Origin of the sequence: Pantoea sp. sgz302252, from assembly GCF_042610525.1 — a bacterium.
Classification (GTDB): Bacteria; Pseudomonadota; Gammaproteobacteria; order Enterobacterales; family Enterobacteriaceae; genus Erwinia.
On sequence record NZ_JBHDVM010000001.1, the window covers coordinates 746,492 to 766,484 of the forward strand.

The 19,993-nt window shown below is 56.9% G+C and carries 17 protein-coding genes; 8 read left to right on the top strand and 9 right to left on the bottom strand.

What is annotated here, in order from left to right; translation table 11 throughout:
• Position 1 precedes the first annotated feature (1 nt).
• Positions 2-1,774, bottom strand: coding sequence for a GMC family oxidoreductase (locus ACETPC_RS03325; RefSeq protein ID WP_380178562.1), 1,773 nt, complete (start codon positions 1,772-1,774; stop codon positions 2-4).
• 14 nt (positions 1,775-1,788) lie between these two features.
• The gene (locus tag ACETPC_RS03330) at positions 1,789-2,505 is read right to left on the bottom strand and encodes a gluconate 2-dehydrogenase subunit 3 family protein (protein WP_380178564.1); all 717 of its coding nucleotides are present in this window, start codon (positions 2,503-2,505) and stop codon (positions 1,789-1,791) included.
• Positions 2,506-2,912: 407 nt separating this feature from the next.
• Here ACETPC_RS03330 and ACETPC_RS03335 point away from each other — a divergent pair, with 407 nt between their 5' ends.
• The 4 genes from ACETPC_RS03335 to ACETPC_RS03350 all read left to right on the top strand — a co-directional run bounded on the left by ACETPC_RS03335 (position 2,913) and on the right by ACETPC_RS03350 (position 8,437).
• Complete coding sequence (locus ACETPC_RS03335) at positions 2,913-3,926, top strand: LacI family DNA-binding transcriptional regulator (protein WP_380178566.1); 1,014 nt, start codon at positions 2,913-2,915, stop codon at positions 3,924-3,926.
• A gap of 48 nt (positions 3,927-3,974) precedes the next feature.
• Positions 3,975-4,265 carry a helix-turn-helix domain-containing protein gene (locus ACETPC_RS03340; protein ID WP_380178568.1) on the top strand — a complete coding sequence of 97 codons (291 nt, stop codon included), beginning with the start codon at positions 3,975-3,977 and terminating at the stop codon, positions 4,263-4,265.
• A 201-nt stretch (positions 4,266-4,466) separates the two neighbouring features.
• On the top strand, positions 4,467-6,290 hold the full coding sequence (locus ACETPC_RS03345) for a glycoside hydrolase family 15 protein (RefSeq protein WP_380178570.1): 1,824 nt from the start codon (positions 4,467-4,469) through the stop codon (positions 6,288-6,290).
• Entirely contained in the window at positions 6,287-8,437 is a 2,151-nt protein-coding gene (locus ACETPC_RS03350; RefSeq protein ID WP_380178572.1) for a beta-glucosidase, read from the top strand. Before ACETPC_RS03345 ends, ACETPC_RS03350 begins: the two co-directional genes overlap by 4 nt.
• A 34-nt stretch (positions 8,438-8,471) precedes the next feature.
• On the opposite strand, the gene ACETPC_RS03355 is transcribed toward ACETPC_RS03350, so the two are convergent.
• The gene (locus tag ACETPC_RS03355) at positions 8,472-8,870 is read right to left on the bottom strand and encodes an Exc2 family lipoprotein (RefSeq protein WP_380178574.1); all 399 of its coding nucleotides are present in this window, start codon (positions 8,868-8,870) and stop codon (positions 8,472-8,474) included.
• A 230-nt stretch (positions 8,871-9,100) separates the two neighbouring features.
• Here ACETPC_RS03355 and ACETPC_RS03360 point away from each other — a divergent pair, with 230 nt between their 5' ends.
• A complete protein-coding gene (locus ACETPC_RS03360; protein ID WP_380178576.1) occupies positions 9,101-10,048 on the top strand; it encodes a sulfonate ABC transporter substrate-binding protein in 948 nt (315 codons plus the stop codon).
• Between the two features lie 62 nt (positions 10,049-10,110).
• On the opposite strand, the gene ACETPC_RS03365 is transcribed toward ACETPC_RS03360, so the two are convergent.
• Genes ACETPC_RS03365 through ACETPC_RS03390 form a run of 6 tightly spaced genes read right to left on the bottom strand, consistent with a single transcriptional unit; the run spans position 10,111 to position 17,425 of the window.
• Complete coding sequence (locus tag ACETPC_RS03365) at positions 10,111-11,697, bottom strand: dipeptide ABC transporter ATP-binding protein (RefSeq protein WP_380178578.1); 1,587 nt, start codon at positions 11,695-11,697, stop codon at positions 10,111-10,113.
• Entirely contained in the window at positions 11,691-12,527 is an 837-nt protein-coding gene (locus ACETPC_RS03370; RefSeq protein WP_380178580.1) for an ABC transporter permease, read from the bottom strand. The genes ACETPC_RS03365 and ACETPC_RS03370 overlap by 7 nt, the downstream gene beginning before the upstream one ends.
• Positions 12,524-13,492 carry an ABC transporter permease gene (locus tag ACETPC_RS03375; protein ID WP_380178582.1) on the bottom strand — a complete coding sequence of 323 codons (969 nt, stop codon included), beginning with the start codon at positions 13,490-13,492 and terminating at the stop codon, positions 12,524-12,526. Before ACETPC_RS03375 ends, ACETPC_RS03370 begins: the two co-directional genes overlap by 4 nt.
• 3 nt (positions 13,493-13,495) lie before the next feature.
• Complete coding sequence (locus tag ACETPC_RS03380) at positions 13,496-15,106, bottom strand: ABC transporter substrate-binding protein (RefSeq protein WP_380178584.1); 1,611 nt, start codon at positions 15,104-15,106, stop codon at positions 13,496-13,498.
• 9 nt (positions 15,107-15,115) lie between these two features.
• Entirely contained in the window at positions 15,116-16,441 is a 1,326-nt protein-coding gene (locus ACETPC_RS03385) for an LLM class flavin-dependent oxidoreductase (RefSeq protein ID WP_380178586.1), read from the bottom strand.
• Between the two features lie 9 nt (positions 16,442-16,450).
• Entirely contained in the window at positions 16,451-17,425 is a 975-nt protein-coding gene (locus ACETPC_RS03390; protein WP_380178588.1) for an MsnO8 family LLM class oxidoreductase, read from the bottom strand.
• Positions 17,426-17,630: 205 nt separating this feature from the next.
• On the opposite strand from ACETPC_RS03390, the gene ACETPC_RS03395 reads away from it, so the two are divergent.
• Genes ACETPC_RS03395 through ACETPC_RS03405 form a run of 3 tightly spaced genes read left to right on the top strand, consistent with a single transcriptional unit; the run spans position 17,631 to position 19,986 of the window.
• Entirely contained in the window at positions 17,631-18,554 is a 924-nt protein-coding gene (locus ACETPC_RS03395; protein WP_380178590.1) for an ABC transporter substrate-binding protein, read from the top strand.
• A gap of 15 nt (positions 18,555-18,569) precedes the next feature.
• Positions 18,570-19,103, top strand: coding sequence for a GNAT family N-acetyltransferase (locus tag ACETPC_RS03400; RefSeq protein WP_380178592.1), 534 nt, complete (start codon positions 18,570-18,572; stop codon positions 19,101-19,103).
• Entirely contained in the window at positions 19,081-19,986 is a 906-nt protein-coding gene (locus ACETPC_RS03405; RefSeq protein ID WP_380178594.1) for an amino acid ABC transporter permease, read from the top strand. Before ACETPC_RS03400 ends, ACETPC_RS03405 begins: the two co-directional genes overlap by 23 nt.
• Positions 19,987-19,993 lie beyond the last annotated feature (7 nt).

Consider the following 19,993-nt stretch of genomic DNA (forward strand, 5'->3'; position numbering starts at 1 on the left):
CTCACACCTTTACCAGCGGGCCAGGATTTTTCAGATACTGTTCAAGGATCGCTTTCGCCGTCCACAGGCTCAGTGCGCCTATAGTGCCCGTCGGGTTATAACCGGCGTTGTTTGGGAACGAAGAAGCGCCGAGGACGAAGAGATTGTGCATATCCCAGCTCTGCTGATAGCGGTTCAGTACGCTGGTTTTGGGATCGGTACCCATCACCGCGCCGCCGATGGTATGGTCGCTGGCGAAGTTATAAGGCGAATAGTTGCCGGATGCCGAGTTAGTACCGATAACCGTTTTCGCGCCCATTGCCTTGCCCAGCTCGACGCTTTTTTCTTCGATAAACTTCGCCGAGCGGCGATCGTTCTCGTTATAGTCAAAGGTAACGCGCAGCAGCGGATTGCCGTTGTCGTCGACATACTCCGGATCCAGATCCAGGTAATAGTCTTCATGCGAGAAGCTGGTGCCCTGGCCGAAAATAAAGGTGCCGTTCTGGAAAGCGTGGGTATAGGCTTTTTTCCACTCTTTGCCCCAGCGTGGCGTTCCCGGCGGCAGCACGTCTGCGTTACCGATAGGACGGGCACCGCGTGCCACCACCAGGATGCCTGCGCCGCCGATAAAGCCCATGCCGGTATGGTCAAAGTTATCGCCGTTGAAATCATCTACCTGCTGGGAAAGCGCGCCCGCGCCGATATACTGGTTCAGGTATTCGTTTTCAAAGAACAGGCTGGCGCCGGAAACGGTCTGGAAACTATAGGCGCGGCCGACCACGCCGGTTTTGCTTACCGGATCGTAAGGCTTGCCGATTTTGGAAAGCAGCAGCAGGCGCACGTTCTGCATCTGGAAAGCAGAAAGCACCACGATATCCGCAGGCTGCACCCACTCTTTCTTATTGCGATCGATATAGGTCACGCCAGTAGCGGTTTTGCCGTCTTCAGCTTTATTCACGCGCACCACGGCGGAATCGGTCAGCACGGTAAAGTTTTCACGCTGCATCAGCGCCGGGATCACGCAGGCGTTCGGACTGGATTTAGAGAAGTTGCCGCAGCCGTAGTAGAGGCAGTAGCCGCAATAGGTACAAGGCCCCATCCGCACGCCCAGCGGGTTAACATAAGCGCGTGAAGCCTGGCCGGCAGGCACCATAAATGGATGCTGGCCAAGGGATTTTGCCGCATCGCGGAAAATATCCGTCAGGCGCATTCCTTCCAGCGGCGGCAGCGGATAGTCGCTGCTGCGGTTGCCTTCAAATGGATTGCCATCTGGAATGATTTCACCATTCAGCTTGCCCGCTTTACCGGAGACGCCAGCAATTTTTTCGAAACGATCGTAGAAAGGTTCCAGTTCATCATAGGTCACGCCCCAGTCCTGCAGGATCAGCCCTTCGGCGATCTGCTGCTTGCCATAGCGTTCCACGGTCTGGCTGTACGGCTGAAAATCCCAGGGCGTAAAGCGCCAGGCCATTCCGGCCCAGTGCGTGCCGGAACCGCCGACGTTATAGCCCAGTTCGTTGAGGTTCCAGTCGCGCGTCGGCAGCGCCTGCTGCGTACGATTATTACGGAAAGTCGTGGTTTCTACCGCTGGCGGCAGCAGCATACTGCGGCGGGTATCCCAGCGCAGCTCATCAGTATCTATAGAAGGCGGAAAATCGGTAGCGGTTTCAAACCACGGACCGCGCTCAATGGCAACGACATTCAATCCGGCGCGAGTCAGTTCTTCAGCGATCAAAGAGCCGCACCATCCCAGGCCGACGATAACCACATCAGCTTTTGGACGTACATTATTCATTTAGTAACTCGTAATCAGAGAGTGTTATCAATCAGGCTGGTAGGGATAATATTCAGCTTTTGCCCTTTCTTGCTCAGCAGATCGCGGAAGTCATAACGCGCGCCGGGAAAACCGATCATTTTCCAGCTGGTCATATCTTTGTTGCCGCCGTAAATCGGATCGGCAAGAAAACCCTCGCGAACGTTTTGCAGCAGCAGCTCGAAAAAGACTTTGGTCTCGACGTCTTTACCTAAATCGAATTTATCTGCTTCCATCGCGTGCAAAATGTTTTCCTGCTGGTCGGCTGCCAAATCGATAAAGTTTTTGCCGTATTGTTTCTGCGTTGCGGCATCGAGCGCGCTTAGTCCCTGACGATAACGCTCGGCAGGAGTCAACGGCGACTGCGGCCCCTGCTCTGGCGTGCCCTTAACAAAACGACCCAGCCTGTAGAGCGCGGCGGCGCGGCCATAGTCTCCGGCCAGCTGGCGGTCGATAAAAGTAGCGCAGCCCGCTTCTTTGCCGCTCAGGCTATTTTCATCGGCCGGGATAAAATGCTCCGCAATAACGCCAACGGTGGCAAACTCGTGCTGAGTAAAATATTGCAGGCCGCCCTGACGAGGCGGCGAAGGCGGCGTACTGACTTTTCCGGGCTGCCACGGCTGGCCGCCGTTGACGACCTCGGCTTTGGCACCAGGCATGGTTGTGGCTACGCCCAGCGCAACCACCGAAGTAAGAAACTCTCTGCGTTTCATGATTTCCCTGCGACTAATGGTTCACAATGCGAAAATGTTTTTAGAATAATTTTTTTTGATAATTTCTTAATGTAATTATCAAATCAGAGGCTTTTTATTCACATATCAAAAAGAGATTTAATAAAAAATTAACATCGGCGGCAGAATAGATTTTTGCCGCGTAATGGAAAAGTTTTGCGTTGATGGATTTCCATCATTTAAAGACGGCTGTCTCTTTTTTCGTCAAAGCCGACGTTTTCTTCGTCGCTACCGCGCAAAAAGCCGCTGTCAGCCTGCTTTCGTCCCTTCCTGTAAGCAGTAATAATGGGAAAAAGCTTCCGGTTTTTTCCGGCTTGCCAGACGCCCTGGGCTGCGCATACTATGCCGCCGTCCGCAGTGTGCGGATAACACCGCCGATGGAAACAATCATGAAGAAGTTAACTCTGCAAAGGCTGGCCGAGCTGGCTGGCGTTGGCGTAGCGACCGTAGATCGGGTGCTGAACGATCGCGGCGGCGTTTCGCCCGCCACCTCTCGCAAAGTGCTCCAGGCCGCGCGCGAGGCAGGCCTGAAGCGCCCTCTGCCGGAAGCGTACCGCCATCCCTGGCAGATAGAGGTTTTCCTGAGCGGCAACCCCTCTTTTTTCTTTCGCACTCTGGCCAGCGATTTTGCTGCGGTAGCCAGCCAGCACGGCTATCAGCGCCTGACGCTGCATAAAACCTATGTCGCCGAATCACAGCCGGAAAAGCTGGCGCAACTGATGATGGCCGCCTGCGGCAAACGCGACGGTCTGATTGTCTTCGGTCACGATTATCCGGCGATTCATGAAGCCCTGGTCTGGTGTCGTGCCCAGGGCGTACCTGTGATTACGCTGGCAACAGATATTCCGCAGGCGCAGCGGCTGTGCCATGTCGGCATCGATCAATATCAGGCAGGCAAAACCGCCGGTTTGTTGATGAGCAAGTCGCTGCATGAAGCAGGCGAAGTGATTATGCTCAGCGGCCGCATCGATTATCGCGCCCATCGCCAGCGCATTGATGGCTTTCGTGACGCTATGGAGAAACGAGCGCCGCATATCCGCCTCAGAGAAGTGCTTTCCGGGCAGGATCAGCGTGAAATCATTCGACTTCTGTTCGGCCAGGCTTTGCGCAAGGCGCAGCAGGTGACCGGAATTTATAATACCGGCGTAGGCAACAGCGAAATTAAAACTCTTTTGCAGCGGCATAATTTGCGCTGTACGGTGATCACTCACGAGCTTTATTCCGTAACCCGGCAAATGCTGAATGACGATATGGTCTCCTACACGCTGGATCAGAATGCGCCAGCACATGCCCGCCTGGCACTGGATATATTGCTGCGCCATCTGGAAACCGGCTTCCAGCCCGATATCTATCTGGATGGCAAGGTTGAGTTAAGAATTATCACCGCTGAGAATATGGCGTAGTGGCGGGCGGTGAGTTAAGCCGAAGACCAGGAATTATCTCAATTAAAAATGATAGCTTTTCGGGCAAAAAGCCTTTATAAAAATTTACTCCAGGGAGCAATAAAACGGACTGAGGATAAAACATTGCGGGATGGTTTATTAATTAGCGTTGGCGCGCAGATACGGCGATTGCGCAAACGCAAGCAGCTAAGCCAGATTGCGCTTAGCGCAAAAAGCGGAATCGATCGCACCTACCTGAGCGATATCGAAAACGGTAAGCGGAATATCACGCTGCTGACCCTGAATAATCTCGCCAAAGCGCTGGATGTTCCCGTGGAATTATTGATTTCTTCTCCGTAGCCCGATCGTTCTTTTCATTACAGGGCACCGTTCTGCGCGTCACTGCCGCTTTTTGTTCTTTTCTCGCCGCCTGACCAGCAGCGCCGCCTGCGTAAAGCGGAATATTACCTATACTTTTCAGACCCAAGCCTGCGGTTAAACGCTAAGCCTTTAGCGTTTTATGGCTCAGGCCATCTTTCTATTCTGAACAAAGGATGTCGAGTGAAGAACACAATCTACCATTCTCCCGTGCGCGAAGAAGGCTTTGCCGGTCTCGGCGATTATGCGGCTATTGGCGAAGGACGCTCGGTCGCTCTGATAGCGCCTGACGGCTCCATTGACTGGTGGTGCGCGCCCAATCTTGATTCTCCGCCGCTGTTCGATCGCATCCTCGATCCCGGCATTGGCGGTTTTTTCCAGATTGAGCCTGAGGAGGAATATCAGGTTGAACGCCGCTATCGCGACGACAGCAACGTGCTGGAGACAGTTTTTACTACGGCTACTGGTTCGGTTCGTCTGACCGAGTCGCTGAATAGCTCGCTGGCCGGACGGCTGCCCTGGAGTGAACTTGCGCGGCGCGTAGAAGGCCTTGAAGGCGAAGTGGTACTTAATTTGCGGCTTAAATTGGGCACCGTCGCGGAAACGCGCTCGCCGTGGGTAGCGGATACCGAACAGGGTGCAGTTTTCCATATCGGCGATCTGATGGCCATGCTCAGAACCAGTGAAGAAGTAAAAATCACCTGGATCTGCGACGAAGCCGTAGAGGCGCGGCTGGTGACTTCGCCTGGTTCGCACTCAATGGTGGCGCTGTTGGCCAGTGAAAAAGAGCCGCTGGCCGTGCCCGATCTGGCTTCAATCGACGACAGGATCGAAACCAGCCATACCGCCTGGCGCGACTGGGTGGGCCATCTGACCTACAAAGGACTTTTTTCACCCCATGTCAAACGTTCGGCACTGTCGCTGAAGTTCCTCTGGTACTCGCCAACCGGCGCGCTGGCGGCGGCGGCCACTACCTCATTACCGGAAGGCATCGGCGGCGAAAAAAATTATGACTACCGCTACGCCTGGGTACGCGACGCCTGCCTGATTATCAAATCTTTCGTTTATCTTGGCGCGCTGGAAGATTGTAAAGCCGCCTTCTCATGGCTGACGCATACCATTATTCGCCACGGCGTTAAGCTGCGCGCCTGCTATACCCTGGAAGGTGATGTAGTACCCGAAGAGAGCTATTTGCCCCTGAAAGGCTATAAAGGCTCGCAGCCGGTCCGCGTCGGTAATAATGCCCGCGACCAGGTGCAGCTCAGTATGTATGGCGATATGCTCGCCACCGCGCAGCTCTTTATCGAAGCGGGCCACGTGCTGGATATAGCCACCTCACGCATGCTGGGCGAGCTGGCCAACTGCTGCGCCGATAGCTGGCGGCAGAAAGATTCCGGTATCTGGGAGCTGCCGGATGAGCAACACTACACCCATTCCAAAATGGCCTGCTGGCTGGCGCTGGATCGCGCCGTCGCAATGGCTGAAGGCAAGCATATCGAACCAACCTGGGTCAGCCGCTGGACGCGAGAACGCGACCGCATCCGTGACTGGATTGAAGAACACTGCTGGTCAGAGAGCCGCCAGGCCTATCTGTTTTACGTCGGCAGCGAAGAGAAGCTGGATGCCTCGCTGGCGCTGGTGCACCACTATGGCAACTCGGTAAATCCCCAGCGTATGCTGGCGACCTATGAGGCGATTCGCCAGGAGCTGGGCCATAACAGCGCCATGCTTTATCGCTACAGCGGCGTGGAGCAGGAAGAGAGTACATTTGTGGCCTGCTCTTTCTGGCTGGTAGAGGCTTTCGCCTCTATGGGCGAAACCGAACGGGCTGAAACGGCAATGCACGAGATCCTCGAAGGCCTGTGCGATCGCGGCAACGTAGAAATTTTTAATGAAATGTTCGATGTCCGTACCGCCGCCTGGCGCGGCAATCTTCCTCAGGGGCTGAGCCACCTGGCGTTGGTTTGCGCGGCGCAGGCGTTAACCGTAGCCAGGGAGGCAGCATGACTTATCCGTGGCAAGAACCGGGCCTGACTCCGGACGAACAGGCCGAGCGGGTTATGCAGGCGATGACCGAAGAGGAAAAATTCGCCTGGCTATCCGGCCCAATGGCAATCCCGCTGGGCGATGAGCCGCTGCCGGAAGGTGCAATTGGCTCCGCCGCTTATTATCCTGCCATCCCGCGGCTGGGCATTCCTGCCATGCAGCAGTCTGATGCCAGCCTTGGCGTTTCCGCGCTGGGTGATGTCAGGCCCGGCGATAACGCTACCGCGCTGGCTTCCGGCCTGCTGCTGGCGGCGACTTTTAACCCGGAAATGGCCGAAGAAACGGGGAAACTGGTTGGTCGCGAGGCCTTCGCCAAAGGGTTTAACGTCCAGCTGGCTGGCGGCGCTAATCTGATCCGCGAGCCGCGTGGCGGCAGAAATTTTGAATATCTTTCAGAAGATCCGCTGCTGACGGGGCTGATGGCGGGTTACTCGGCAAAAGGCATTCAGTCGCAGCATGTGGTCTCGACCCTGAAGCACTTTGCCGTTAATCCGCAGGAAACCGGCCGGGTAGTCGTGAGTTCCGATCTCAGCGAAACCGCTATGCGCGAGTCCGATCTGCTGGCGTTTGAAATTGCCCTTCATATCGGACAGCCGGGCGCGATTATGCCGGGCTACAACCTGGTCAACGGTGAATGGGCTTCAGAGAACGCCTTTTTGCTTAACAAGGTGCTGAAAGGCGACTGGCGATTTCCGGGATGGGCCATGTCCGACTGGGGCGCTACGCACTCTGCCGCCAAAGCCGCGCTGGCAGGGTTGGACGTGCAGTCAGGTGCCAACCTTGACGAGCAGGTCTGGTTCGATCGGCCGCTGCGCGAGGCTGTAGCGGCGGGCGAAGTGCCGCAGGCCAGAATTGACGATATGGTAAGGCGCATCCTGCGCAGCCTGTTTGCCGTGGGCGCAGTTGATAATCCAGCCAAGCCCGGCGGTGATATTGACTATACCGCCCACCGGCTGATAGCGCAGCGCGAAGCGGAACAAGGGATAGTGCTGCTGAAAAATGCCGGGGCGCTGCCGCTGAAGAAAGGCGCTAAGAAGCTGTTAGTGGTTGGTGCCCACGCCGATGCAGGCGTGCTGTGCGGTGGCGGTTCCTCTGCCGTGACGCCGGTTGGCAGCCTGAAGCTTCCCGGCATTGACTTTATGGGAATTGAGACCAGCAAAATTTACCACCCTTCTTCCCCGCTACAGGCTATTCGCGCCGAACTGGGTGCGGCAGAAGTCGCCTTCAGCAGCGGTGAAAATAGTGACGAGGCCCTGGCCCAGGCCCGTGATGCCGATGCGGTTATTTTCTTTGCTGAAGAGTGGCGCTCGGAGGCACTCGACGCGCAAGGGCTGGCGCTGAGCGCAGAGCAGAATCGGCTGATTGCCGCGCTGGCAAAAGCCAATGCCAAAACTATCGTGGTGCTGGAAACCGGCGGCCCGGTGACGCTGCCCTGGCTTGACGAAGTCGCTGCGGTGCTGGCGGCCTGGTATCCCGGATCCGGCGGCGCGGAAGCTATTGCAGGCGTGCTTTCCGGCCGCGTCAATCCTTCCGGCAGGCTGCCGGTCAGCTTTCCCGCCAGCGAACAGCAGTTGCCGCACCCAGAGCAGCTCGATCCGGCGTCCACTACTTCCGTGCCGGGCATGCCGGTAAAAGGCGATATTATTCATATCGACTACGAGAAAGAAGGCTCGGATGTCGGCTATCGCTGGTACGCTCGCACACGTCAGAAGCCGCTTTTCCCGTTTGGGTTTGGCCTGAGCTACACCCGTTTTGCCTGGCGGGATTTGGCCGTAACGCAGCATGCGCATGCCGTTGAAATCGCCTTAACCGTCACCAATACCGGCGACCGGGCTGGCGCAGAGGTGGTGCAGATTTACGCGCAGCCACGGGATAAAACTTATGTGCCGCGCCTGGTCGCTTTCGCGCGAATAGCGCTGGCGCCGGGCGAAAGCCGTTGGGTCACGCTGATGCCGGAGCCAAAAGTAATGGCCTGCTGGCAGCAAGCGCAATGGTGTATAGCCGCTGGCGAATATGATTTTTATGCCGGACGCAGCGCCGAGGATTTTGTTTTGCAAACCACCGTAACGCTGCCGGAAAGCGGCTTCGGCTACTCAGCAGATACCTGAAATAATAAAGGGGCGCTCTGCCCCTTTGCCTTTTTCAGGGTCGCCCTTCATAGCCGTCGCGCCAGGTGGCGGCCAGCGCTTCCGCCAGGATCTTCCGCTCTTTCTCCGGCCTGTCCGCCAGATATTCCTGGCTAAGAAAACGATGTTTTAGCGCCGCCTCGGGTATGTTTGCTGGATCGCGTAGCAAAGCCGCTTTGTTTTCCATCTGCTCTTTGGTCATACCGGCAGCGCGATCCGCTACGCCCTGTTGGTACATAGCTGCAAAACCGGGACGCATAACGCGTATTGAATCCGCCAGCAGCAGACGCGTATTGGGATCGAAATTGGCTTCGGAAATCAGATGGGCGGTATGGATGGTGTGGCGATCCACGCTGCTTTGCTGGGCGCAGGCGGCGAGCAGCAGCGTCAGCGCGACGACCGGGAGTCTCTTCATTTTTTCTTCCTTGTTTACCTGATTAATAAATCCCTTAAGCTGCGCATTTTGCGCGCAATTTAAACAGCCCGCAATTGGTCAAAGCAGAAAACTGTGACCCGTTCCAGCTTTCATTGGCCTGCCGCCGCTGGCTAAATGATCTTTCGTACTAAGCACAGTACTTTTACTCGTTAAGCCATTGCCCGCCGATTTGCTATGTTGCCCTGACGGAATTTTTACGGGGAAAAACAATGAAAAATTATCTTCTTAGCGGCCTTGCCGCATTGGTGCTGACAGCAACCTCGGCGCAGGCGCTGGCGGAAACACAGCCACAAACGGTGAATATCGGCTATCAAAAAGCCAACATCTTTGCGCTGCTGAAATATCGCGGCACGCTCGACAGCGAATTTAAAAAACAGGGCATTGCAGTACGTTGGGTAGAATTTCCGGCAGGCCCGCAGATGCTGGAAGGCTTAAACGTCGGCAGCATAGATTTAGCCGCTACCGGCGATGCGCCGCCCGCTTTCGCCCAAGCTGCGCGGGCCGATCTGGTCTATCTGGGCCACTCCCCGGCTAACCCTAAAACGGAAGCTATAGTGGTGCCACAAGATTCTGCGATCAAAACAGTGGCCGATCTCAAAGGCAAACGCGTGGCGCTGAACAAAGGCTCCGATGTTAACTATCTGCTAATCGCCGCCCTGGAAAAAGCCGGACTGAGCTACAAAGACATTACGCCTGTCTACCTGCCGCCAGCAGATGCTCGCGCGGCGTTTCAGCGCGGCGCGGTGGACGCCTGGGTGATTTGGGACCCTTACCTGGCGGAAGTTGAAACCAACGCCAAAGCTCGCCAGGTACAAAACGCTGAAGGCCTGGTGCCGCACTACACCTTCTATCTGGCCAGCCGCAAGTTTGCGGAAGCGCATCCGCAGACGGCGGAAAAGGTACTTACCGAACTGGGTACGCTTAGCGACTGGGCGAATAAAAATCCTGAAGAGACAGCGAAAATCCTTTCAACTTCTACCGGCTTGCCCCAGCCGATCTGGCAACGGGCAATTGCGAGAATGCCATTTGGCGCGGAAAGGATGACGCCGGAAGTGTTTAAACAGCAGCAGGCGCTGGCCGACAAATTTACGCAAATCGGCCTGCTGCCGGTTAAAGTCGAGGTCAACAGCGCCACCTGGTCGCTGGATAAGAAATAAGCATCTGCTTCAAATCAATCGCCGTCTGTATGACGGCGATTTTTTAACTACTGCAAACGCGCTCACACCAGCCCAACGACGCTTGGCTCTCTGCCGCTGCCCGGCACGTGCGACAACAGCTGTTGGGTATAGGCCGCTGCAGGCGAGGTAAAAATCTTTCTGGCTTCCCCCTGCTCCACTACCTTGCCGTGCTGCATAATCACTATGTAATCAGAGATTTGCTTCACTACCGCTAGATCGTGCGAGATAAACAAGTAGCTCAGGCCCAGCTCCCGCTGTAGCCGCGCCAGCAGCTTCAGTATCTGCGCCTGCACCGCTACGTCCAGCGCCGATACCGGCTCGTCCAGAATCAGAAGTTCCGGAGAGATAGCTAATGCTCGCGCAATCGCCACCCGCTGGCGCTGGCCGCCGGAGAGTGCGCCTGGCCGGGCCTGAAGCAGCGTGGCCGACAGCTCCACCGCCTCCAGCAGCTCGGCCGCTCTGGTTCGTCGGGCGTGACGGTCGCCGATATTAAACGCGCGCAGCGGCTCGGTAATAATCTCTTCCAGCGTCATGCGGGGATTAAGCGAGGCATAAGGATTTTGCCATACCATCTGCACGCGGCGGCGAAAGGCGCTCTGCTGCTGTCTGGCGAACGTTTGCCTGACGCCGTCAAAAATGATTTCGCCTGCGTCAGCGGTTTCCAGCCCCATCAGCAGGCGAACCGTGGTTGATTTACCGGAGCCGGACTCGCCGACCAGGCTGGTGGTACAACCGCGCAGTACCGGAAAGGAAACCTCCTCTACCGCCGTGAAAAAGCCATTTTTTAACGCAAAAGCTTTATGCAGCCCGCTGGCCTGCAACAGCGGCTTCGCGCCGGTGACAGGCTGCCGCCAGGGCACCTCCAGAAAAGCTGGCGAAGCGGCCAGCAGCTGCCGCGTAAAGGCATGATGCGCATGGCGCAGCAGCGAGGCTGGCGTGCCGCTTTCAACCAGGCGCCCTTCCTGCATCACCAGAATGCGGTCGGCACGTTCCAGCGCGATATTGATATCGTGCGTAATCAACAGCAGTGCAATATTTTTGCGGGCGACGGCGGCCGCAAGCGTATCCAGTACCTGTTTTTGTACGCTGACGTCCAGCGCGCTGGTCGGTTCATCGGCAATAATCAGCTGCGGGTGATGGCACAGCGCCATGGCGATCAGAATACGCTGCCGCATGCCGCCCGAAAGCTGGTGCGGATAACTGGCAAGTATGCGTTCGCTCTCGGCCAGGCCGACATCGGCGAGCAGCCCTTGCAGCCGACTCGCCGCCTCGCGATGGCTTACGCCGTGCAGCGTATAGGCCTCGAGCAGCTGTTTGCCAATGCTTTTTACCGGGTTAAACGCCTGTCCCGGATCCTGCGGTACAAAACCGATATGCAGGCCGCGCAGCTGACGCCACTGGCGCTGGCTGGCATTTTCCAGCGGCTGATGATTAAAGCGGATAGCGCCGGAAGCGCGGGCGTGCCTGGGCAGCAAGCCTGCCAGCGCGGCTGCGGTGCTCGATTTGCCGGAGCCAGAGCCGCCGACCACGGCAACAATTTCGCCTTTGCCTACCGTAAAGCTGAGCGAACTGACCGCCGTACTGTTCTGGCGCGGGTAGCCAATCGATAACTGTTCGACGCTTAGCATAGCTCCTCCGCATAATCTTGTATAAAACTGGCCACGCGATTAGTGGCGAGCACCGTCAGCGCGATAGTCGCGCCCGGCAGCGTGGTGTACCACCAGGCGGCGGCGATATAGTTTCGACCTTCAGCGAGCAGCAATCCCCATTCCGGCTGTGGCGGCGGCGCACCAAAACCCAGAAAGCTCAGCGCCGAGACCGACAGCAACGCGAACCCCAACTCAAGCGCGGCCAGTGAGAGCACCGGCGGCAGCGCATGCGGCAAAATATGTCGTCGAATAATGGTCAGATGGCCCACGCCGCCCGTCCGCGCCGCTTCGACAAAGAGATGATTGCGCGCGCGTAGCACTTCGCCACGCGAAAGCCGGGCGAAAGTAGCCACGGAGGAGAGGCCAACAGCTACGGCGATATGTAGCGTACCAAACCCCAGCACGGTGATAATCGCCATCGCCAGCAGCAGGCCCGGCACCGCCATCAGGATATCGATCAGCCGCATCAGCAGATTGTCGAAGCGGCCCCGGACATAGCCACCCAGCACACCGATGCCGCTACCGAGCAGAAAAGCGATTGCTACGGAAAACAGCGTCGCCTGTAGCGTCAGTGCTGTGCCGTGCACGCTACGGCTGTAGATATCGCGCCCCAGATGATCGGTGCCAAACCAATGCTGCGCTGAAGGTGGCTGCAACGCCTGAAGCGGATCGCCAGCCAGCGGATCCTGCGGGCTGAAATGGCCCGGAAACAGTGCCCACAGCGCAACTATGATTAAGACGGCAATGCTTAGCCACAGCGTAGGGGCAAATACAGGCCGGGATATTCTGATAACAGCAAGCAGGCTCATGTTCTTTCTCCGCTGGTGATTCTGGGATCCAACAAGGGATAGAGCGCATCGGTAACCAGGTTCACAACCACAAAAACCAGCGCTGCCGTCAGCACCACGCCCTGAACTACAGGAATATCCTGCGCGGAAACGGCACCTTCGGCGAGTCTGCCAAGCCCTGCGCGTGAAAAGATGGTTTCCGTGATAACCGCGCCAGCCAGCAAATGGCCAAAAATCATCCCGGTTAACGTCAGCAGCGGAATAGCGGCGTTCGGCAGCACATGACGCCAAAGAAGCTGCGCCGTGCCCGCGCCTTTCAGCCGCAAAGCATCAATAAAGGGCCGTCGCCAGACATCCGCCAGCGAGCGATTCATTACCTGGGCGATAGTCGCGGCAGTCGGCACGGCCAGCGTAACGGCGGGCAACACCAGCGATTGCCAGCCCTGATTACCCATAGCCGGAAACCAGGCGCGGCTGAAGGAAAAAGCTTGCAGCAGCAGTAGTCCCAGCCAGAAAGTCGGCAGTGCCGCGCCGAGCGAAGGCAATGCCAGTAGCGCGGCTTTTATACGGCCCGGCGGTAATACGCTTGCCGTCGCCGCCAGGCTGCCACCCACCAGCAGCGCCAGCAGCAGCGCGCAAAGCGCCAGCAATAGCGTAGCGGGCAGTGTCTGCACCAGCATCGAAGTGACACTGTCACCGCTTACAATGGAGTGGCCTAACCGGAGATGAAGCAGATCCCACAGCGCCAGGAAATACTGCTGATATATCGGCAAATCAAGATGATACTGCGCTTTCAACGCCGCTATCTGCGCCGGATCGACAGTGCTTTGTTCGCCCTGGTTGAGCATAATCGTGACCGGATCGGACGGTAAAATATAGAGAATAAAAAAGGTCAGGCTCCAGGTTGCCCACAAAACACCTACACCTTGCAAGACACGCCTCAGTATGCGGGATAGACGGAGACTGCCCGGCGATCTCGTCACCATACGTTATTCCCCACTCAGCCAGGTATCGTAAAGTTGAAAGCGCGATGAAGCGTCAAAATGGAAACCCCGTACCCTGTTGCCGGTAGCGATCACCGTTGCCAGCTCTACCAATGGCACGGCGTTACCTTCGTTAATTAGCAGATCAACAGCCCGCGTCACCACCTGCTGCCGTTTCGCCGTATCCAGCGTTTCGCTTGACTGCAACAGCAGCTGGTCAACAGCCTGCGGCTGGCGATGATTAACGTTGCGGCCATGAGCATCGAATACCGTACGCAATACGTCGGGATCGGAACGGGTCAGGTTATAAAAATCGACCGCCAGTTTGCCGCTGGCCTGGCGCGCCACAACCTGGCTGATGGGCGCTTTTTCCAGCTGCAGGTCGATACCTGCCGCCTTCAACTGCTGCTGCACGATTTCAATAAAAGGCGCCGACTGCCAGTAAGCAATTTTAAAGCTCAGGCGCTGGCCTTGCTTAACGCGGATGCCGTCAGCCCCTTTATGCCAGCCGTTTTCTTCCAGCAGCTGTTCCGCTTTAGGGCGATCGAAACGCAGCGCTTCGCTGCGCTCCTGCCACAGCGGCGTAGACTTCGCCAGCACCGAAGTGGCGGGCGCCTGATAGCGCGACAGCACCGGCTGGAGAGCTTTGCGATCAATCGCCAGATTCAGCGCCTGACGCACCGCTTTATCCGCCATCAGCGGCGTGCTGAAGTTGGGAAAGAGGCTGTAGACCAGACCCGGATTAGTGCGGGCGCTGAGCGTGATTTTCTTTGCCAAAAGCAGCGCTTCATCCTGCGGCGTGACGCCGACGTTGATATCCAGCTGGCCGGAAATCAGGCTGCCGAAGCGCACGCCGCTTTCCGGGATCACGCGGTATTCCACACCGTCCAGCCAGCTTTCGCCCTGATGTGCGGCAAGCGAAGAAGGCCAGGCATAGCCTGTGCGTCGTGCCAGCCTGACCTGTTGATTGTGCTCAAAGCTCTTAAGCACAAACGGCCCGGTGCCGACCAGTTCTCCCTGACAGCGCTGCTGCGCGCTGGCCGCCGCGGTCTTCGGGGCAAAAAAGCCCAGGCTCATGGTCGAAGTTGCCTGTAAAAATTGCGCGTTGGGCTGTGCGAAGATGACGATCGCGGTGTGATTATCAGGGATCTCAATCTGCTGCAGGCCCTGTAGATAGGTGGAAGCCAGCGAGGCGCGAGCGCCCAGCCTGCCGATAGCCTCGAAATTCTCTTTGACCGATTGCGCGGTAAAAGGCGTGCCGTCGCTAAAAGTGACACCGTCACGTAAAGTAAAGGTAAAACGGCGATTGTCGGGCGATACCTGCCATTTTGTCGCCAGCCAGGGCACGATTTCGCCGCTGTTGGGATCCTGATCGGTCAGGGAATCGGTAAGCTGGCGGCCAATATTTAGCGAGTTATTGTTCCCTGCCTGTTGGGGATCCAGACAGTTAGGATCGGTGTCGATGGCAATCAGTAAATTACCGCCTTTTTGCGGTGTTTGCGGCTGCGCGGCTTTGGCCTGCTCCGCTTTGCCCTGGTCGCATCCTGCCAGTATGCCCAGCGCGAGCAGCATTAACAGCGGGCGGCGCAGCGCCGCCCGTAAAGTAGCTCGATACACGGCAATCCCTTATTTGATGTCGGCCAGCTCTGGCGTTTGGACAGCGTAGCGGTTGGCCCGAAATGGGATGCCCAGCCGTCCACGCAGCGTGCTTTCCTGCGATGGCCGCCAGTAGCCGCGCTCCGCCAGAATCGGCAGAACGTAGCGAGTGATATCGTTCAGCGATTCCACCAGCACCGGGCCGCTGATAATAAAACCGCTTGCACCACCCTTTTCTACCCATTCAATTAGCGCATCGGCAACCTGTTGCGGCGTCCCAAAAAACTCGCCGCGCGGCAGCGTGGTTTCATAAGCGATCTGCCGCAGCGTCAGCTTCTCTTCCCGCGCGCGGCGCTTGATGCTGTCGGTCGTGGAGCGGAAAGTATTCTGGCCCAGTTCACCAACATCCGGGAAAGGCCCATTCGGATCGTACTGGCTAAAGTCGTGGTGATCGAAGAAGCGCCCGAGGTAGGCCAGCGCGTCATCCAGCGAAATCAACGACAGCAGATGCTGATATTTTGCCTCTGCTTCTTCCGGCGTTTTGCCAACGATTGGGCTAATCCCCGGGAAAATAGCGACCGGTTTGCGCCCGTTTTCCGCAACGCTTGCCTGAAGTTTTCGGGCATAAGTTTTTGCTTCTTCCAGCGTTCGCGCATTAGTAAATACTGCATCGGCGGATTTCCCGGCCAGGCCGATACCAGTATCGGAAGCGCCCGCCTGGAAAATTACCGGCTGCCCCTGAGGCGAACGCTGGATATTTAATGGCCCTTCCACCGAGAAGAATTTGCCCTGGTGATTGAGCTTATGCAGTTTAGCGGCATCAAAGAAAACGCCGCTGTCGCGATCGCGGATAAAAGCGTCATCTTCCCAGGAATCCCAAAGGCCCTGCACTACTTTGATATACTCCTCGGCTATCTCGTAGCGTAACGAATGGGCCGGATGCGCTTTGCCAAAGTTTTTTGCCGAGCCTTCCAGCGGCGAAGTCACTACGTTCCAGCCCGCGCGGCCGCCGCTGATATTGTCCAGCGTCGCCAGCTGGCGCGCTACGGTAAAAGGATCGCTGTAGGAAGTAGAGATAGTTCCCGCCAGGCCGATCTGATGCGTTACCGAGGCCAGCGCCGAAAGCAGCGCAACCGGCTCGAAACGGTTCAGAAAATGCGGCAGCGATTTCTCATTAATATGTAGCCCGTCGGCGACAAACAGGAAATCAAAGCCAGCCGTCTCCGCTTTTTGCGCCAGGTCGGTAAAATAGCGGAAATTGACGCTGGCATCTGCGGGCGCGCTGGGATGGCGCCAGGAATTCATATGGCCGCCCGCGCCGTGCAGCATCAGGCCAAATTTGATATCAGTACTCATGCTATCTCCTTAGTGCTGGCCCGCCAGCAGAGTAATGGAACGCAGACGCCGTGCGGCATTGCTCAACGGCGTATGCAGAATAAATTCATCGACGTTCAGGCTTTTCTGCAGCGAAGCCAGCTTTTGATGCACTTCTTCGGCAGTGCCGTGCAGCACATTCAACGACTGTTTTTCGATGCGATACTCTGTTGCACCCGCCTGGCGTACAAAGGCCAGCGCCTGCTCTTCGCTACCCACGGTGACGTGGCGATCGCCAAGCGTAACGCGGAAGTTATGCTGCTCCGCCAGCAGCGAGGCGGCTTCCTCATGGGTATCGGCCGCCAGAGCCGCCAGGCTAATCAGCGCTTTGCCTTTGCCATATTCCTGAAAAGTCAGCACCGCTTCATGCATTGCCTGTTCCGAGGCGTTAATAAACCCGGCGTAAACAAAGTTCCAGCCGAGTCGCGCCGCCAGCCTGGCGCTTTCCGGACTGGCGCCCAGTAAAAAACGCTGCGGTGGCTCAGCCGGCGTCGGCAGTACTCTGGCCGATTCTTCCCGCGCGGGTTCCACGGCGGCATCAAGATAGCGGGTCAGTTGCTCCAGCTGCGCAGAGAACTCTTTTTGCCCCGCCAGCTCGCCCTGTAAGGCCTGGGTTGAGCGCGGCAATCCGCCCGGCGCTTTGCCGACGCCAAGATCGACGCGATCGCCCGCCAGCGATGCCAACAGGTGAAAGTTTTCCGCTACCTTATAAGGGCTGTAGTGTTGCAGCATCACGCCGCCGGAGCCGATACGCAGCCTGCTGGTCTGCGCCAGCAGCCAGGCAATCAGCACTTCCGGCGAGCTGCCCGCCAGTTTTTCATTGTCGTGATGTTCAGAAACCCATAGCCGGGAATAACCCAGCCGCTCTGCCGCGCGGGCAAAGGCCAGCGTGGCAGCCAGCGCCGCCTGCGGCGTTTCGCCCTCATCCAATGGGCTTTGATCTAAAAGACTTAACTGATAACGCATAGTAAATTCCCTCTGAATGCTCTGTAGCGAGAATTTCATATAAAAACCCGGGCGATAAATATTAATTCCGGCTTTGCTTTTGCATAATTAAACAAAAGAGCGGGCCGATATTATTTGTTATTTCTCGCTATCTTTATTTGTTTTTGTTGTTTTACTTCAGGGTGCCCATCCTGAATAGTGCAGAAAAACAAATCGCAGGGATAAAATGATGAATAGCAATCGCTTAAGCCTGTTGGCGCTGCTGCTGGGGCTTAGCCTGAGCGCACAGGCCGCGCCGGGAATTGATTTAATAGCCAACGAGAAACCTGTGCACGCGCCGCTTAATCCTCAGGCGGCTTCGCTGATCCCGGCTAATTATAAGTTTGTCACGCCGGGCACGCTGACAGTAGCCACAGCAGTATTAGGCAGCGCGCCGCCCTTCGGCTTATTTGCCCGCGATAATAAAACGGTAATAGGTAGCGAGGCGGATATTGCGCGCCTGGTAGCGGATGGACTGGGCCTGAAATTAAAAATTGTTCCAGCCTCCTGGGAAGACTGGCCATTAGGCGTTGCTTCCGGCAAATACGACGCGGCAATTTACAATATTACCGTGACTAAAGAGCGTAAAGAGCGCTTCGATTTCGCTACCTATCGCCAGGATACGCTGGGCTTTTACGTTAAGAGCAGCAGCAAAATAAGCAAAATAGAGACGGCGCCGGATATTGCCGGTAAACGGATTATTGTTGGTTCCGGCACTAATCAGGAAGCCATTCTGCTGCAGTGGGACAAAGAAAACCAGGCCCGGGGCCTGCCCGCCATGCAGCCGCTTTACGTTACCGATGACGCCGCCGCCACGCTGGCCATTCAGTCAGGCCGTGCCGACGCCACCTTCGGCCCTAACGTTACCGGCGCTTATAAAGCCAAACTGACCGGCACCACTAAGCTGGTCGGCGTGGTTGCGGGCGGCTGGCCAAAAACCGCCAATATTGCCGTGACGCTGAAAAAAGGCAGCGGCCTGGTGGAAGCTGTCCAGGCCTCTCTCAACAGCGCTATCGCCAGCGGCAGCTATTTACAGGTGCTGGATCGCTGGGGTGAAACTGTTGAAAAAATTGACCATTCTGAGATTAACCCGCCGGGTTTGGGCGACTGAGAACGGGAGCGCGCCATGATTGAAGAGACCTTTATCCATACCACACCGGACGATCCGCTGATCGAGCCGATTATTGACGGGCTGTTCGCCGAATACCGCGCCCGCTACGGCGACTGTTTTGGCGAGCAGGAAGTGGAGCCGCTTGAGCTTTATGCGCCGCCCGATGGTGCCTTTATTGTGCTGTTGCGTCATGAGACGCCCATCGCCATGGGTGCCTTTAAGCGTTACAACGTCACAACCGCCGAGCTTAAACGTATCTGGACGCACAGCAGCATGCGGCGTCAGGGCCTGGCGCAAAAAGTTCTGCTGGAGCTTGAGCGGCTGGCGGCGCTACAGGGCTATCAGTCGCTGTTCCTGACTACGGGGTTCCGCCAGCCAGAGGCGGTCAGGCTCTATTTATCCCAGGGCTATCAGCCGCAGTTTGATACCGGCGTCGACCCCGAACGCTATTCGCTGCCGCCGTTTGATGGCCGCCTGCCTTTTACCAAATCACTGCCCGGCCAGACAACGAGTACAAGGAGCCAGCATGAAAAATCCGGCGCCTTATAATTCCCCTGCCACATTAAAAGTAGTGCCAGCCCGCTATCCATGGCGGCTGGCGGGCGCGGCTTTTGCGCTGTTTATCATTACCGGCGTGGCGCAATCTGTTGCCACCAATCCACGCTGGGAATGGCATGTCTTTGCCCAGTGGTTTTTCGATCCGGCAATTTTAAGCGGGCTGGGAAAAACCCTGCTGTTGACTCTGCTCGGCACGCTGTTCGGTTCGCTGCTTGGCACCGGGCTGGCGCTGGCGCGACTCTCCAAATCCTGGCTGCTTTCCGGACTCGCCTGGAGCTATATCTGGCTGTTTCGCTCGCTGCCGCTGCTGCTGGTACTGATTATTCTTTATAACTTTTCCTACCTCTATGACAGCCTGTCGCTGGGCGTGCCCTTTACTTCCATTACTTTCTTCAGCCATGCCACCACAGATTTACTGGATCAGTTTTCAGTAGCGGTACTGGGGCTGTCGCTGGTACAGGCAGCCTATACCGCCGAGATTATTCGCGGCGGCATAGCGGGCGTCGAGCAAGGTCAGCACGAGGCTGCCGCCGCGCTTGGCCTGCCACCCTATCGCCGCACCTTTCGCATTATTCTGCCGCAGGCGCTGCGTGCCATTTTGCCGACCGGGTTCAACGAAGTCATTAGCCTGGCGAAAGGCACCGCCATCGTATACGTGCTGTCGATGCCAGAATTATTTTATACCGTGCAGGTGCTCTATAACCGCACGCAGCAGGTGATTCCGCTGCTGATGGTCGCCAGCGTTTGGTATCTGGTGATCACCACGGTGCTCTCTGTACTCCAGCATTATGTCGAACGCTATTTCGCGCGCGGCATCGTACGGCAGGTTCGCCCGGCCCGCTTTGCTCTGTTTCGCCGCTCGGCGCAGGCATAACCTCAGA